This window comes from Brenneria roseae subsp. americana (assembly GCF_003115815.1).
In the GTDB taxonomy this organism is placed as follows: Bacteria; Pseudomonadota; Gammaproteobacteria; order Enterobacterales; family Enterobacteriaceae; genus Brenneria; species Brenneria roseae.
Map to the genome: position 1 here is coordinate 100,499 of NZ_QDKJ01000001.1, position 16,213 is coordinate 116,711.

Consider the following 16,213-nt stretch of genomic DNA (forward strand, 5'->3'; position numbering starts at 1 on the left):
CGCGTGGATGCGTTTCGGACGCAGCAGAACCGGCTACATTGCATAGCCCGTCCTGCGAATCCGCTCTGTCACAAAGCGACGTTTGCTGGCGAGATCGTCATCCGTCTAACCGCAAACGGTATAGCGACGTGGTTGCCGTGATGTACAGTTCATTGCCTGCCGAACCACCCAGCGTGCAGTTGGAAACCCGCTCCGGTACGTTGATTTTGCCGATCCGTTCGCCCTGAGGATTAAAGATGAGTACACCGTCCGCGCAACTGCAAAACAGGTTGCCCGCCTTATCCACGCAAAAGCCGTCTGGAAAACCGGGATAAACGGGAGCAAAGTGTTTACCCGCCCCCAGCCGATGTCCTTCGACCGGATAAACCCGAAGTTCACTGCGACCGAGGGTAGGGAAATCGACAATCGACATATCGGCGGCATACATCAGCGTTTCATCGGGTGAAAACGCCAGACCGTTTGGCCTTTGCAGGTCGCTGGCGGCAATGTCCAGCGAACCCGTTTGAGGATCGAAGCAGTAGAGATAGCAGCCGATCACCTGACTTTCCGATTTATATCCCTCCTCGTCACTCGTGATGCCGTAAGGAGGATCGGTGAACCAGATAGTACCGTCGGATCGAACCACCACGTCGTTCGGCGAGTTGAAACGTTTGCCATCTATTCTGTCAACCAGCACGGTAATGTCGCCATTGCTTTCGCTACGGCTGATACAGCGCCGTCCGTGTTCGCAGCTCACCAGGCGTCCTTGTGCATCAACCGCATTACCATTGGCATAGTGGGAAGGGGAGCGCCACAGGCTCAGCTCCCCGTTACGCGACCAGCGGAACATACGATTGCCTTTCACATCGCTGAATATCACTGCATCCTGCTGCGGCAGCCATACCGGACCTTCGGCCCAGATGGCCGGCGAACACAGTTGCTCAAGTTGCTGTGCGCTCATGTCACGTCCTCGCTTACTTCACGCCCCAGATAGCTTTGTAATGATCCTGGTAATCATTCTGAGGGTCGTACAGGTTATTGGTCCCGCCGTCGCTGCCAATGTTCTCGGCGGTGACGAGATGGGCAGGGGTGACATAGCCTGAAGGTGGCTGTTTGGCAAAGGCGCGATTGAATTCATCAAGCAGTTGCCAACCGTGCAGCTTCAACGGTTCCGGTACGGTTGCTGACTGACTATCACCGGAACGGATGCGTTGGTAAGCCGAAATGGAACCGTCTCCGGCGGAGATGTTATAAGGGGCGTTTTTGCCGCCTTTACCTGCGGTTTTCAACGACGGCGCCATAAAGTCAAAATACAGATCGTTGATTGCCAACGAGTATTGGAACGTGTCGCCGTATTTCTGCAACAGGCTGAAGGTCATGGCCGGCATCCGGTTCGCGGTATCCGCCAGCGGCGTATCAATGAATTCCAGCACCTTACAACCACTGCACTTACCGATTTCCTCTTTCATCACATTGGCTTTATCCAGGGCAATTTGGTACAGGGAGTCGGTAAAAATCAGTACGTTGGCCTTACCTCCGGATTTCACCACCGCATACTGTGCGGCGATACGCGCGACATCATTGGAATCAGAGGTGACATTATAGAAAATGTCGTAACTGGGAATCGGCCCCGGTTCTGGTACGGCATGCCAGGCGGTCAGAACAATGCCTTGCTGAATGGCTTTCTTCAGCGGGATCTTTGCCACGTTTGGATTCCAGCCACCGATGACGATACCGTCCGGTTTCTGGGCGATCGCCTGATTGAGCGACGCCAGCTGATCCTTCACCGAGCCACCGCCATCCAGCGTGTCCAGCTTCCAGCCCGCCGCTTTCGCCGCTTCACTGAGTCCCTGCTGCACGCCTTGAACACCACCATTTTTCATATCAGAGGCAATGAAAATGATCTTTTTATTCGGTTGTAGTTGTGGACCATCGGTCGGGCCATCCCACTGTGTGGCGCTGGTAGTGGCTTTCGCCACGGCAGCGGTCGCCTGTTCAAGATAAGCGTCCGCCCACGTTGGCGTACTGACCAGTAACAGCGTGGTGAGTCCCGGTAACATCCAAAAACGTTTCATAGGGTTGTGCTCCTGATTAGGGTATAGCGTTCTGGTTATTTTTTTCCTGATGGTTATTTTCGGCTTTATTAGCCTGACTGCGTTGTATCGCTTTTTGATTCAGTAACCTGCGGCGCTGGGCATAGCCGGCCAGCGTGATCGACAGCAGTAATGTTGCGCCGTTAAACAGCGGTTCGACCCAGAATTCGCCGCCGAACTGCTGGATACCGGCAATGCCGATAGCGAGGATCGCGATGCCGACCACTGTTCCCCAGACGTTGACCCGGCCCGGACGAATGGTGGTACTGCCAAGGAAAGCGCCGACCAGCGCAGGCAACAGGTAATCCATACCTACGCTTGCCTGCCCGACGCCCTGTTCCGCCGCGATCAGCACGCCGCTGAAACCGGTCAGAACGCTGGAAGCGATAAAGGCGCCGATGGTGAAACGATTGACGGAAATACCGTTCAGACGCGCGGCGGCGGGGTTACCGCCGACGGCGTACATACAGCGGCCGAGCGGGGTATGTTCGGTGATGAGCCATAGCACAATGGCAACCAGCAGGATATAAAATGCGACGATGGGAATACCTGCGATTTCAGTGTGATGCAGGGCAATGAAGGCATCAGGCAGGTCGCCGACGATTTGGCGACCGCCGGAGTGCCATAACGCCACGGCGTAAAGCACGGTGCCGGAGCCCAGCGTGGCGACAAAACTGTCGATATCTGCCAGCGCCACCAGAATACCGTTAAGCAAGCCATACAAGGCTGAAATGGCCAGTACGGCGAGTACCGCCATCTGCCACGAGAAGCCATATTCAACCTGTAGCGTGATGGCCAGAATATGCCAGAGCACAATCCCGAAACCGACATTAAGATCGATTTTGCCGACAATCATCGGAATGGTTGCCGCCAACGCCAGCAGGGCGATCTTCGCCTTACTGGACAGGATGGCCTGTAACGTCAGCATGGAAGCGAATGACGGTGTTGTCAGAGAAAACAGAATGACTAATGCAATGCAAAGCAACAACAGACCATAGCGGGTGAGAATTTGCATCAGCCATGGGCCGGTTCCATCTTGCGCCAGGCTGACTCTTTGCTCCAGTGCCGTTGATTTTACTGACGTTTTATTAGACATAACTTTCTTTCCTTCCAATAGGCTGCGCTATCTGACACTGTGGCCCGAGTATTAACGGCAACCGTCACGTACGGTGAATACGAGTGGGGTAACGCGTTTACGCCCCCAGGCTGTCTGTGTCCGTTCCCTATTGCTGATTAGGCTGTGGTAGCCGTTTCCCCGGTGCTGGCGGAGGCCAGTTCCAATAAATTGGCGAACGAGACCTGCTGATTTTTTAATTCGCCGACAACTTTTCCCCGGTTGAAAACCAAGGCGCGATTGCAGATATGGGCTATCTCTTCAAAATCATTGGAGATAACCAATACGGCGACGCCTTCTGCCAGGGATTTATTTAATAGGTGATAGATTTCGGCACGGGCGCCGACATCGACGCCTGCCGTGGGATCTTCAAGGATCAGTAACGGTGCGCCCAGATGCATCCAGCGGGCCATCACGACTTTTTGCTGATTCCCCCCCGATAAGGCGCTGATGTCGATGTTGACGTCCTTTGGTCTGACATCGAATAACTGGACTTTCCACCAGCTGGCTCCGATTTCCTCACGGCGGCTATAGGCGGAAAAAAGCCGATGGCCGCTGGCGCACGGGTTGATAAACAGGTTTTCGCGCACGCTCATCGACATGACCAGACTTTCATTGGTACGGTCGCCAGCAACCAGTGAAACACCGAGGGCCATCGCTTGCTGTGGGGATTCTGCGCGATAGGGCGCATCGCGAAATTGAATCGCTCCGCTATCGCGTTTACGCAGACCGAACAGCAAACGGCCGATTTCCTCCTGTCCGGCGCCGCGCAATCCGGCCAGCGCCAGCATTTCCCCCGGTTGCAGGGTGAAGCTGACCGGCCCGATATCGCCGACGGTGACATCGCTGACGGTCAGTACGGGAGGCTGTTGTGCCGGTAACGGTTCACGCTGATCGCCGGGCATGGCTTCACCGACGATCAACTGCACCAGATCGCGCAGCGAGTAGTCGGCGGTATTGCCGCCGGCCACGTAGCGCCCATCGCGCATGATACAAACCCGGTCGGCAATTTCGATCACTTCGTCCAGTCGGTGGGTCACGTAAATCATGCCGACTTTTTTATCCCGCAGGCGATTGATCACGGAAAACAGGTGCCGGACGTCGTTGGCGGGTAATGATGCGGTAGGTTCATCCAGTACCAGCAGTTCGGCGTTGACCGCAACGGCGCGGGCAATGGCCAGCAGTGATTTCTCCGTGCGCGACAGTTCGAATACGCGAGCATCAGGATCCAAATCGATCCCTACATCCTGTAAGGCCTGACTGGCACGACGGCGGATCGCTCGCCAATCGATCAGGCCGAATCGGCGTGGAAATCCCATAACCAGCGCCATGTTTTCCGCGACGGTCATCCATTCGATCAGACCGAGATCCTGATGGATAAAAGCAATAGGCTGGCGGCTGTCACTTTTTATTGCGGCGGCGGAGGCTATGCTGGCTCCCTGAAACCGGATATCGCCGCCGTCGCGTGGATAAACGCCTGCGAGAACCTTGATCAAGGTCGATTTACCCGCACCGTTTTCTCCCAGCAAGGCCAGCACTTCTCCCGGCAGCACCTGCAAGCTGACGTCGTTGACGGCCACGTTGCCACCGAAGCGCTTAACAATATGGCTGAGCGTTAATATGGGTTGCTCATCGTTAATCTGATTCATGTGATGCGCCCTTATGTCCGGCATGCGCGATTGGCGCAATACCCTATTGTAGAAACGTCATGCCAGGGAAACTCCATGTCATGAAATTCGACATCGTGAAGAACGGCGTTTAAATCAACTTTAAATTTCAATATACGAAATCTGATTTCAAAAATAATATGCTGAATGTTGCGCTAAAGCAAAGCTCAGCGCATTTTAAATATTCATATTAAACAATATGTTATTTATAATTTTATGGATTTGTGACGCACTGCTCACTTCTGAAGTTAGCAAAATGTTGCGTGCTTTAATGTGCCTGTCGACAATGAAACAGCGTTCCACTTCACCTGATGCGGGCCTTGCGGTAACATTCCCAAAACGGGGATGCCGATTATGTCTATGCTGGTAACCACGATGTATTGTCTGGCAGCCTGACACTGGAGAGATGTTGCTATGAGCCTGAAAGCGGTTGATGAGAAAAACAATCAAAAAGAGAAACCCCTGGGCAGCCAGAGTTTGTTTCGTGGTTTGCAGCTTATTGAAATTTTAAGCAACTTCCCCAACGGTTGTCCGTTGGCGCACCTTTCTGAACTGGCGGGAATGAATAAAAGTACCGTACATCGCCTGTTGCAGGGGCTGTATACCAGCGGATATGTCACCCAGGCGCCTTCTCCCGGCAGTTATCGCCTGACGACCAAGTTCATCTCCATCGGTCAGAAAGCGCTCTCTTCACTGAATATCATTCATGTCGCGTCACCTCACCTGGTGCAGTTAAATCTGGAAGTGGGCGAGACGGTCAACTTTTCCAGCCGCGAAGACGATCACGTCATTCTGATCTACAAGCTGGAACCCACCACGGGCATGATGCGCACGCGTGCCTACATCGGCCAGCACATGCCGCTTTATTGCTCGGCGATGGGCAAGATTTTCATGGCGTATGGTAAAAGTGACTATCCGGATCGCTACTGGAAAACCCATCAGGATGAAATTCAAACCTTAACGCGCAATACCATCACCGAGTTGCCAAAAATGCATGAAGAACTGGCAGATATCCGTCAGCGCGGCATGGCGATGGATCGTGAAGAAAACGAGTTGGGCGTTTCCTGTATTGCGGCGCCGGTTTTTGACATTCAACAGCGCGTCCCCTATGCGGTTTCCGTGTCGCTGCCGACCGCCAAGCTGCAACAGATCGGCGTCAAAGCCTTGATCAAACCGGTACTGGCGACGGCGCAGCGGATTTCTCAGGAATTGGGTTTTGTCATCCATGATTGATCATTAATGTTTCTAATAGATGATTAGAAATATCCATTTCACCTAATAATTTTCTCTTCGTATGATGCTGGCTCTGGACCGGATGGGTTCGTCAGACCGTCGCAAGCGACGTTGAAAAACGCTTCCGGCGTTTTTTATACGAGGAGCAATAACGAGATGTTCGCTGTCTTTCTGCAAGGCTTTGCGCTTGGCGCGGCAATGATTTTGCCTCTGGGGCCACAGAATGCCTTTGTGATGAATCAGGGGATTCGTCGTCAGTATCATTTGATGATTGCACTGCTGTGCGCATTAAGCGATGTGGTGCTGATCTGCGCCGGTATTTTCGGCGGAAGTGCGTTGCTTAGCCAATCTTCGTTACTGATGACGTCAGTGACGTGGGGAGGCGTCGCGTTTCTGCTGTGGTATGGTTGGGGCGCGTTGAAGACGGCGTTCAGCCGGGATCTGACGCTCGCTGGCGCGGAGATTATGCAGCAGAGCCGCTGGCGCATTATTGTCACGATGTTGGCTGTGACCTGGCTCAATCCACATGTGTATCTGGATACGTTTGTTGTGCTCGGCAGCGTGGGGAGCCAGTTTAGCGAAGGGGCTCGCGGCTGGTTCGCCATCGGAACCATTACCGCATCGTTTATCTGGTTTTTTGCGCTGGCGTTGCTGGCCGCCTGGCTGGCGCCGTGGCTGAATACGCCTCGTTCACAGCGCATTATCAATCTGTTTGTGGGGATAGTGATGTGGGCTATTGCCATACAGTTGGCACGCCATGGCTGGTAATCGATAAAACTGCCCGGAGCCTTTCCCACCGATTTTTCTTCCCCCAGTTTCAGAAATTCACCTATATTTTGTTGTGTCGGCAATGCGATATGGTAGCCGGCCTTGGCGATAAGAGATAAATAAAGGAGAAACTGTGAAGCTAAAAGTATTGGCATTAGCTGCGATAATGGGGCTAGGTACGTTACCGCTGGCGGCTCAGGCTGCGGAATTGCCGGATGGCCCGCATATTGTAACGTCGGGAACCGCCAGCGTTGACGCAACGCCGGATATGGCCCGTCTGGCCATCGAAGTGAGCGTGTCATCAAAAGATGCCGCCGATGCGAAAAAACAGGTTGATGAACGAGTCGCTCAATATTTTGATTTTCTTGGCAAGAATGGCATCGAGAAAAAAGATATCAATGCCGCCAACTTACGCACACAGCCCGAATATGATTATCTGAAAACCGGTGGTTCCGTTCTGAAAGGGTATCGCGCCGTACGTCAGGTGGAAGTGACGCTGCGGCAGTTGGATAAGCTGAACGAGTTGCTGGATGGTGCGTTGAAAGCGGGGCTGAATGAAATCCGCACCGTTGATTTGGGCGTAGCGAATCCAGAAAACTACCGTGATGAAGCCCGCAAAAAAGCGATAGAACAGGCAACGACGCAGGCCCAGTCTTTGGCGCAAGGGTTTAATGCCAAGCTGGGGCCGATCTACAGCATTCGCTACCATGTCGCCAACTATCAACCTGTACCAATGGCCAGAATGTTTAAAACCGCAGACGCCGCGGTGCAAAGCGAAGCCGCTCAAACCTATGAGCAGCAAACCATTCACTTTGACGATCAGGTTGATGTGGTATTTGAACTACAGCGTAATCCATAGAGCCTGATGAGATAGGATCAGGCTCATCGACGAGATTTAAGACTGTCTCAGTACCTGATGTCCGTGCGCGAGCAGGGCATCAGTGACTTTTCTCATCATCCTGCTTTCCGGGGCGAAACGGTGCCAATAGAGCATGCGGCGTTGAAACAATCCGGGAGTCAGGTCAATCAGTTCGTTACTGGCCAGCTCTTTCTCAATCTGTAGATGCGGGATCATACAGCAGGTGGTTCCCTGACGCGCCAGCTGTACAAACGCTTCGGATGAATTCACGATGTGGCACGGTACGCTGCCCGGCGAGAGATCAAAATTTTGCTGTAGAAAAGCCTGATGCATGTCATCAAGGTGATCGAACGCGACTGCCGGTGCGCGCAGCAGCGCCGAACGCGTGACGCCGTTCGGGAAATAGCGGGCTGCAAACGCAGGTGATGCGACAAACAGATAATCCAGCGCGCCCAGTTTATCTACCAGACAACTTGGCAGCGGCTGTGGTTGGATACTCACGGCGCCGACCACTTCACCACGGCGCAGCCTTTCCTGCGTTCGCGTTTCATCCTCCACTTGCAGATTCAGACGAATGGGGGAATCAACCAAAACGGGTTGCAGCGCGGGCAGAAGCCAGGTGGCAAGGCTGTCGGCATTGACCGCCAACGACAAAAGTAACGGAATGTCGTTACTGGTTTCATCGCCCAGCCATTCTTCTTCCAACAGTTCAACCTGATGTAACAACGCCAGTAACTTCTGGCCCTGTTCGGTTGGCCGTGGCGGAATCGTCCTGACGAGCAGTGGCTGACCGAACAGGTTTTCCAACTGTTTAATACGCTGTGATACGGCGGATTGAGTAATGCATAATTTCTGTGCGGCGCGTTCAAAACCCCGCTCACGTATTACGGCATCCAGAGCCTGAAGCGTTCGATAGTCCGGGCGTTTCATTAAAGTAAGCATTCCTCTGAATGAAGTCTGTTTTTTTCACTATGCCACATTTTGCCGCTATACCATGCAGAAATCTTATTTCCTGGTTTTCTGTTTATGAATGCGGCGGCTATCCGTGAAATAATGAACAGGAGACAAATTTGCGCTATTTAGCCAAAGGCATGTTCTATAATACGCACATGTTTTTTGTATTTACGGACCTAAAGCAGACAGACTATGACACAAGATGAACTGAAAAAAGCGGTAGGGTGGGCGGCACTGGATTATGTTCGTCCCGATACGATTGTCGGTGTGGGGACTGGCTCTACCGCAGCCCATTTTATTGATGCGCTGGGTTCGATAAAGCACCAGATTAATGGTGCGGTATCCAGCTCCGATGCTTCAACGGCAAAGCTTAAAAGCCTGGGTATTCCGGTTTTTGACTGCAACGATGTTGATTCACTGGATGTGTATGTGGACGGCGCGGATGAGATTAACGGGCATATGCAAATGATTAAAGGCGGGGGCGCGGCGCTCACCCGTGAAAAAATCATTGCGGCAATTTCCCGTAAGTTTGTCTGTATTGTCGATGCTTCAAAACAGGTGGATGTGTTGGGCAGATTCCCACTGCCGGTTGAAGTGATCCCGATGGCCAGAGCTTATGTTGCCCGGGAACTGGCGAAAATGGGCGCACAGCCGGAATACCGTCAGGGTGTGGTGACGGATAATGGCAACATTATTCTGGATGTTCACAATCTGAACATCATGGATGCCGTCGCTGTGGAAAATCATATTAATGGCATTGCGGGAGTGGTGACCGTCGGACTGTTTGCCAATCGTGGCGCTGACGTCGCCTTGATTGGCACCGCCGACGGCGTAAAAACCGTGTTGAAATGAGTCGTTGATGATTTCGGGCGCGGGTGCCCTCCTCGTGCCTGAAATTTTTTTTATAAAAAAAAATTTATTTAACGGCTCATTTTTGGTACTTAATATCACTTTTTCTTATTTTGTGTATTGTCGATATGGCAATGCGCATCTTTGGCAATATTTTTCGCCAGAAATCTTTTCGTCGCCTCGCGCTTGCTATACCAGCAAGGCAATCGTTTGTATTGCTGACTGCGTAATTTTTGTTATGTTGACAGGGGCTGTTTAACAAACTGTCGCATCTGAAGTCTGAAAAATAAGGTCGGGAAATGGCAAAGGTATCACTGGAAAAAGATAAAATTAAATTTCTGTTAGTGGAAGGTGTGCATCAGAGCGCGCTGGAGAACCTGCGTGCAGCTGGTTACACCAATATTGAATACCATAAAGGGGCACTGGATTCGGAATCCCTGAAAGCATCCATTCGCGATGCGCATTTTATTGGTATCCGCTCGCGTACCCATCTGACAGAAGAAATTTTCGCTGCCGCTGAAAAACTGATTGCGGTTGGCTGTTTCTGTATCGGAACTAACCAGGTTGAACTATCGGCTGCGACGAAACGCGGCATTCCGGTATTCAACGCACCTTTTTCCAATACCCGTTCCGTTGCGGAAATGGTACTCGGTGAAATGTTGTTGCTGCTGCGCGGTATTCCGGCAGCGAATGCGAAAGCACACCGTGGTGTCTGGAATAAATTGGCTGTTGGCTCCTTCGAAGCGCGTGGCAAGAAGCTGGGCATCATTGGTTACGGTCATATCGGTATCCAATTGGGCATTCTGGCCGAAGGGCTGGGGATGCACGTTTATTTTTATGATATTGAAAGTAAATTGCCGCTTGGCAATGCGCAGCAGGTTCGCCACCTTTCCGATCTGCTGAATATGAGTGATGTCGTCAGTCTGCATGTGCCGGAAACCGAGAGCACCCAGAATATGATGAGCGCCGAAGAATTTTCGCTGATGAAGCCGGGTGCTATTTTTATTAATGCGTCACGCGGTACGGTGGTGGACATTCCAGCCTTGTGCGATGCGCTGGGCAGCAAACATCTTTCCGGGGCGGCGATTGACGTCTTCCCACAAGAGCCTGCGACAAACAGCGATCCGTTCCTGTCGCCGCTGTGTGAGTTTGATAATGTGCTGCTGACCCCGCATATCGGTGGTTCAACGCAGGAAGCGCAGGAAAACATCGGTGGTGAAGTGGCCGGTAAGCTGGCTAAATACTCGGATAACGGCTCTACGCTGTCCGCAGTCAACTTCCCTGAAGTTTCACTGCCCGTGCATGGTGAACGTGCCAGCCGGCTGCTGCACATCCATGAAAATCGCCCGGGCGTTTTGACGCAGCTTAACCAGATTTTTGCCGAACAGGGTATCAACATTGCGGCCCAGTATCTGCAAACGACGCCCGAAATTGGTTATGTGGTTATTGACGTTGAGACCGACGGCGCGCATACCGCGTTGCAACTGATGAAGGCGATCCCCGGTACTATTCGTGCCCGTCTGCTGTACTGATTGGCGGTATTATCCGGCTCCTGAAAAGGGGCTGGTTTTATTGGGAACCGTCGTGGTCCAATCGGATATGGGATTTCGTTAGACATAAAATGGCCCGCTTGTGCGGGCCATTTTGCATGATATTACTTGGCCATTTTTTTGTATTTGATGCGGTGTGGTTCTAGTGCGTCAGCGCCGAGAGTCCGTTTCTTGTACTCTTCATATTCGGTGAAGTTACCTTCGAAGAATTCCACCTTTCCTTCATCCTGATAATCCAGAATGTGGGTCGCGATACGGTCCAGGAACCAGCGGTCGTGCGAGATAACCATGGCGCAGCCTGGGAACTCCAACAGGGCGTTTTCCAACGCACGCAGAGTTTCTATATCCAGATCGTTGGTGGGTTCGTCAAGCAGCAGGACGTTGCCGCCAACCTGTAACAGTTTCGCCAGATGCAGACGGCCACGTTCACCACCGGACAGCTCGCCGACGCGCTTGCCCTGATCAACGCCTTTGAAGTTGAAACGGCCCACATAGGCGCGGCTTGGCATTTCGGTGTTGCCGATACGCATGATATCCTGCCCGCCGGAAACTTCTTCCCACACGGTTTTGCTGTTGTCCATCGCATCGCGGAACTGATCCACTGACGCCAGTTTCACCGTTTCGCCCAGCTCTATGCTGCCACTATCCGGCTGTTCCTGACCTGACATCATGCGGAACAGCGTTGATTTACCCGCGCCGTTCGGGCCGATGATCCCGACAATCGCTCCTTTAGGCACGGAGAACGACAGACTGTCGATCAGCTGACGTTCGCCATAGGATTTACTCAGGTTGGTGACTTCAATCACCTTGTCGCCAAGACGGGCACCGGGTGGAATAAACAGTTCGTTGGTTTCGTTACGTTTCTGGTATTCCGTATTATTCAGTTCCTCGAAGCGAGCCAGACGCGCCTTACCTTTAGACTGACGACCTTTGGCCCCCTGGCGCACCCACTCCAGCTCTTTCTCAATAGATTTACGGCGTGCCGCTTCCTGAGACGCTTCCTGAGCCAGACGCTGATCTTTCTGTTCCAGCCAGGAAGAGTAGTTGCCTTCCCATGGAATACCTTCGCCGCGGTCCAGCTCCAGAATCCAGCCCGCGACGTTATCAAGGAAGTAACGGTCATGGGTGATGGCTACCACGGTACCTTCGAAGTCGTGCAGGAAACGTTCCAGCCAGGCCACGGATTCCGCATCCAGGTGGTTGGTCGGTTCATCGAGCAGCAGCATGTCCGGTTTTTCCAGCAGCAGGCGGCACAGCGCGACGCGGCGACGTTCACCACCGGAAAGGGTGGCGATTTTCGCATCCCACTCCGGCAGCCGCAGGGCATCTGCCGCCCGTTCCAGTTGGTTGTTCAGGTTATGGCCGTCATGGGCCTGGATGATCTCTTCCAGTTTGCCCTGCTCGGCGGCCAGCTTGTCGAAATCCGCATCGGGCTCGGCGTACAGCGCGTACACTTCGTCCAGACGTTTCAACGCGGTAACCACCTCAGAAACGGCTTCTTCAACCGATTCACGAACGGTGTGTTCCGGGTTCAGCTGCGGTTCCTGCGGCAGATAGCCAATTTTAATACCGGGTTGCGGGCGTGCTTCGCCTTCAATGTCCTTATCAATGCCAGCCATAATGCGCAGCAGCGTAGATTTACCGGCTCCGTTCAGGCCCAATACGCCAATCTTGGCGCCAGGGAAGAAACTGAGGGAGATGTTTTTCAGAATATGACGCTTCGGCGGAACGACTTTACCGACGCGATGCATGGTATAAACATATTGAGCCACGTTGCGACTTCGCCTCTTTCTGTCTGTGTTGTTATCGATAATTGTTATCGATAAATTGTAATTGATATCATTGTTTCTGTGCCACGCCGTGGTGGCCATGTTGGGGCTTATTGCCGAAGATAGCGACCATACGGATGGCGATAAAACCATCTTCGGCGGATCGGTAATGCTGATAACGGAGTGTAGCTGGTTTCGGTGTCTGATCCCAGCTATCCGGCGATTTGCGGTTGTCAGGATGCGAAGTGAACAGACCTGGCGGCAAAAAGGCATGGTTGGTTCAGTCTGTCTCTCCCGATTGGCGTATCGTTGTATGGCATGATGTGCCACACTTGATGGGGCCGTGCCGGATGAAAATGATAGTACAGGCGTTTTGACCGGCACGGTTTGATGATGCCTGTATAGTGGAAGGTATCGGCAGCAGAATCGATAACGAATGAGGGTAGCGCAGGTTATGGTTAAAGCGGGTTATTGGCGGTACGCTATTGCGGCAGTATGTCTGGCAGGGGTTTCGGGACATGTGCTGGCGGATTCTCTGGATGAACAACGTCAGCGCTATCAACAGGTTAAACAGGCATGGGATAGCAACCAGTTGGATACTGTCGCTCAACTGATGCCGACGCTACGCAACTACCCACTATATCCCTATCTTGAATATCGTTCACTAACACAAGACCTGACCCAGGTCAGCGCCGCTCAGGTCAGGCAATTCGTTGCCACACACCCGACTTTACCGCCAGCGCGTAATCTGAATACCAGCTTTGTCAACGAGCTGGCCCGCCGACAGGATTGGCAGGGATTATTGGCGTTCAGCCCGCAGCCGCCCAAGCCGGTCAGCGCGCGCTGTAACTTCTATTATGCCCAATGGACGACGGGGCAGCGTCAGGGCGTATGGGAAGCAACTCGCGATATCTGGCTGACCGGGCGTTCTTTGCCTTCCGTCTGTGACAAACTATTTTCTGTCTGGCAAGCGGCGGGGGAACAAACTCCGCTGACGACGCTGGAGCGCATTCGTCTGGCAATGGCTGAAGGCAGCACCGGGCTGGTAAATTATCTGGCTAAACAATTACCTGCTGATTACAAGACGATCAGTGATGCATTGATGAAGTTACAGAATGAACCGAATACGCTGGAAAGCTTTGCCCGCGCCATTGGACCAACGGATTTCACCCGCAAAGTCACGTTATCGGCATTCAGTCGCGTGGCGCGTCAGGACGTCGAGAACGCCCGCTCAATGTTGCCGGTGATTGTTCGTCTGCAAAAAATGAGTTCGTCCGAGCGTCAGGAAATGGAAGAAATCATTGCCTGGCGATTGATGGGAAATGACGCCACGCCCGAGCAGGCGCTTTGGCGGGACGGCGTGGTACAACGCAGTACGTCGACAACTTTGATTGAACGTCGCGTGCGGATGGCGCTGGGGGCCGGCGATCGCCGGGGATTGATCAACTGGATGGCGCGTTTGCCTGCGGATGTTTTGCAGAAAGACGAATGGCGTTATTGGCGAGCGTCGGTGATGCTGGATCAGGGGAAACGCCAGGAGGGCGAGGCGCTGCTGCGTGAACTGATGAAGGAACGCGGCTTTTATCCGATGGCGGCAGCACAAAAGCTTAATGAGAGCTATCCCGTCACCGTCATGACGGCGGTTAAACCTGACCGTTCATTATCACAGTTGCCTGAAATGGCCCGCGTAAGGGAGTTGATGTTCTGGCAGATGGATAATCTGGCGCGCAGTGAGTGGGTGGGACTGGTCGCCAATAGCAGTAAACCGCAGCAGGAGGCGTTGGCCCGCTACGCGTTTGAACAACGCTGGCCGGATTTAAGCGTGCAGGCCACGATTGTCGGCAAGTTGTGGGATCATCTGGAGGAGCGTTTCCCGCTTGCCTGGAACGATGAATTCCGACGCGCCACGCAGGGTAAAGGTATCAGCCAGAGCTATGCGATGGCGATCGCCCGACAGGAAAGCGCCTGGAATCCCAAGGCGCGTTCACCCGTCGGCGCGTCTGGTTTAATGCAACTGATGCCCGCTACCGCACAGCATACGGCGCAAATGAGTAATATCACGACCTACATGAACAGCAGCCAGCTGTTTGATCCGCAAACCAATATTCTGCTGGGTACCGACTATCTGGAATATGTCTATCAGATGTTTGGCCGCAACCGTGTTCTGGCTTCAGCGGCATACAATGCCGGACCATCTCGCGTCAATACCTGGCTGAAAAACAGCGCAGGGCGCATTGACTCCGTCGCGTTTATTGAAAGTATTCCCTTCGCTGAAACGCGCGGCTACGTTAAAAATGTGCTGGCCTATGATGTCTTTTACCGTTATTTCCTGCATCAGCCGGCGCGTGTTTTGACTGACGCGGAGTGGCAGCGTCGCTATTAGTCTTGTCCGCGCGATCATTTTCTACAATTTGTGCTATGCTGCTGTACTAGTTAAATAGTATGGCAGCCTGCGATGAATCCGTCATTTCTTACCGATCCGACACTATCTGAACAAGACAATGAAAACTGGCTACGCTTCGTGACATTGCTACAACAGTCTGTGAATGAAGATCTACAGCAGCCGTTATTGCAGCTGTTGTTGACGCCGGATGAGCGAACGGCGCTGGGAACGCGAGTGCGGATTATTCAGGAACTGATGCGTGGAAAGCTGAGTCAGCGTGAGTTGAAAAGCGAGCTTGGCGCCGGAATCGCCACGATTACCCGTGGTTCCAACAGTCTGAAAGCCGCGCCTCCCGCACTAAAGCGCTGGCTGGAGGCGCAGTTGCTGTCTGCGGATCAAGCCCCTGCGGAGAAAAAAGGGCGCTAGTTGGCAGTCTGTACCGGAGTCTGATAGATCGGGTTATGGAACGGAACCAACGCCAGCAGCAGCGCCTGATGATAAACGCTGGTGCGTGACAGTTTTCCGTCCGTGAAGACGCCGATTGCGCCGCCTTTGTGTTTAATATTCTGTACACCTGTCAGGCGCTCCATTTCATCACCCAACTCCCTTCCTTCACGAATGCCGTGTAATATACTTTCGGGTAGAACCAGGCTTGCAGAGCGAGACTCGCCACGCAGATGGGCGTTTTCCACCACCATCCAGGCAAATGTCATGCATTCTTCAATCCCTGCTTCAACGCCGACCCAAAAATCAGCTTCAGGACGGACCTGGCGGGCCATCATGACGCGATTTCTGGCACCCGTACGGGTTTCTAACGAACCGAGAGGCTGGCGTGGGACACCGCTATCGACGTCAACACCTTCGATGCGGCAATGTTCTGCACCAAAGACATCCGCGAATGCTAAAGTAATAGCCTTAATTTTTGCCGGGTTGGTAGTTGCAGCGACAACATGATACATAACGGTTTCGAACTCTTTAGTTAATTTGACGCAGTA

At 52.9% G+C, this 16,213-nt stretch carries 15 protein-coding genes; 8 read left to right on the forward strand and 7 right to left on the reverse strand.

Annotation, left to right across the window (positions count from 1 at the left end):
- Positions 1–97: 97 nt before the first annotated feature.
- The 4 genes from B4923_RS00445 to B4923_RS00460 form a co-directional block, all read right to left on the reverse strand.
- Complete coding sequence (locus B4923_RS00445) at positions 98–940, reverse strand: SMP-30/gluconolactonase/LRE family protein (RefSeq protein WP_109052386.1); 843 nt, start codon at positions 938–940, stop codon at positions 98–100.
- Positions 941–953: 13 nt separating this feature from the next.
- Entirely contained in the window at positions 954–2,054 is a 1,101-nt protein-coding gene (locus tag B4923_RS00450; protein WP_109052387.1) for an ABC transporter substrate-binding protein, read from the reverse strand.
- Between the two features lie 16 nt (positions 2,055–2,070).
- Positions 2,071–3,168, reverse strand: a complete 1,098-nt coding sequence (locus tag B4923_RS00455; protein ID WP_109052388.1) for an ABC transporter permease — start codon at positions 3,166–3,168, stop codon at positions 2,071–2,073.
- A 137-nt stretch (positions 3,169–3,305) separates the two neighbouring features.
- Entirely contained in the window at positions 3,306–4,835 is a 1,530-nt protein-coding gene (locus tag B4923_RS00460) for a sugar ABC transporter ATP-binding protein (RefSeq protein WP_109052389.1), read from the reverse strand.
- Positions 4,836–5,267: 432 nt separating this feature from the next.
- Between B4923_RS00460 and B4923_RS00465 the strand changes: the two genes are divergently transcribed.
- The 3 genes from B4923_RS00465 (at position 5,268) to B4923_RS00475 (ending at position 7,713) form a co-directional block, all read left to right on the forward strand.
- The gene (locus B4923_RS00465; RefSeq protein ID WP_109052390.1) at positions 5,268–6,086 is read left to right on the forward strand and encodes an IclR family transcriptional regulator; all 819 of its coding nucleotides are present in this window, start codon (positions 5,268–5,270) and stop codon (positions 6,084–6,086) included.
- Positions 6,087–6,242: 156 nt separating this feature from the next.
- On the forward strand, positions 6,243–6,854 hold the full coding sequence (argO, locus tag B4923_RS00470; RefSeq protein WP_109052391.1) for an arginine exporter ArgO: 612 nt from the start codon (positions 6,243–6,245) through the stop codon (positions 6,852–6,854).
- Positions 6,855–6,987: 133 nt separating this feature from the next.
- On the forward strand, positions 6,988–7,713 hold the full coding sequence (locus B4923_RS00475; protein ID WP_109052392.1) for an oxidative stress defense protein: 726 nt from the start codon (positions 6,988–6,990) through the stop codon (positions 7,711–7,713).
- Positions 7,714–7,749: 36 nt separating this feature from the next.
- Here B4923_RS00475 and B4923_RS00480 read toward each other — a convergent pair whose 3' ends face one another.
- Entirely contained in the window at positions 7,750–8,643 is an 894-nt protein-coding gene (locus B4923_RS00480) for a LysR family transcriptional regulator ArgP (RefSeq protein WP_109052393.1), read from the reverse strand.
- A gap of 216 nt (positions 8,644–8,859) precedes the next feature.
- On the opposite strand from B4923_RS00480, the gene rpiA reads away from it, so the two are divergent.
- Both rpiA and serA read left to right on the forward strand, forming a co-directional pair.
- Complete coding sequence (rpiA, locus tag B4923_RS00485; RefSeq protein ID WP_109052394.1) at positions 8,860–9,519, forward strand: ribose-5-phosphate isomerase RpiA; 660 nt, start codon at positions 8,860–8,862, stop codon at positions 9,517–9,519.
- 296 nt (positions 9,520–9,815) lie between these two features.
- Positions 9,816–11,048, forward strand: coding sequence for a phosphoglycerate dehydrogenase (gene serA, locus B4923_RS00495; protein WP_109052396.1), 1,233 nt, complete (start codon positions 9,816–9,818; stop codon positions 11,046–11,048).
- Positions 11,049–11,170: 122 nt separating this feature from the next.
- Here the strand turns inward: serA and ettA are convergent, their stop codons facing one another.
- The gene (ettA, locus tag B4923_RS00500; RefSeq protein ID WP_109052397.1) at positions 11,171–12,838 is read right to left on the reverse strand and encodes an energy-dependent translational throttle protein EttA; all 1,668 of its coding nucleotides are present in this window, start codon (positions 12,836–12,838) and stop codon (positions 11,171–11,173) included.
- Between the two features lie 61 nt (positions 12,839–12,899).
- On the opposite strand from ettA, the gene B4923_RS20760 reads away from it, so the two are divergent.
- From B4923_RS20760 to trpR, 3 genes are all read left to right on the forward strand, one after another.
- Positions 12,900–13,157: a hypothetical protein gene (locus B4923_RS20760; RefSeq protein ID WP_146187244.1), complete on the forward strand. Its 258-nt coding sequence runs from the start codon at positions 12,900–12,902 to the stop codon at positions 13,155–13,157.
- A 132-nt stretch (positions 13,158–13,289) separates the two neighbouring features.
- The gene (gene sltY, locus B4923_RS00505; RefSeq protein WP_109052398.1) at positions 13,290–15,218 is read left to right on the forward strand and encodes a murein transglycosylase; all 1,929 of its coding nucleotides are present in this window, start codon (positions 13,290–13,292) and stop codon (positions 15,216–15,218) included.
- A 72-nt stretch (positions 15,219–15,290) separates the two neighbouring features.
- Complete coding sequence (gene trpR / locus B4923_RS00510; RefSeq protein ID WP_109052399.1) at positions 15,291–15,644, forward strand: trp operon repressor; 354 nt, start codon at positions 15,291–15,293, stop codon at positions 15,642–15,644.
- Here the strand turns inward: trpR and yjjX are convergent.
- Positions 15,641–16,177 (reverse strand): inosine/xanthosine triphosphatase, encoded by a 537-nt coding sequence (gene yjjX, locus B4923_RS00515; RefSeq protein WP_109052400.1) that lies wholly within the window; start codon positions 16,175–16,177, stop codon positions 15,641–15,643. The two genes, trpR and yjjX, sit on opposite strands and share 4 nt — an antisense overlap.
- Positions 16,178–16,213: the final 36 nt, after the last annotated feature.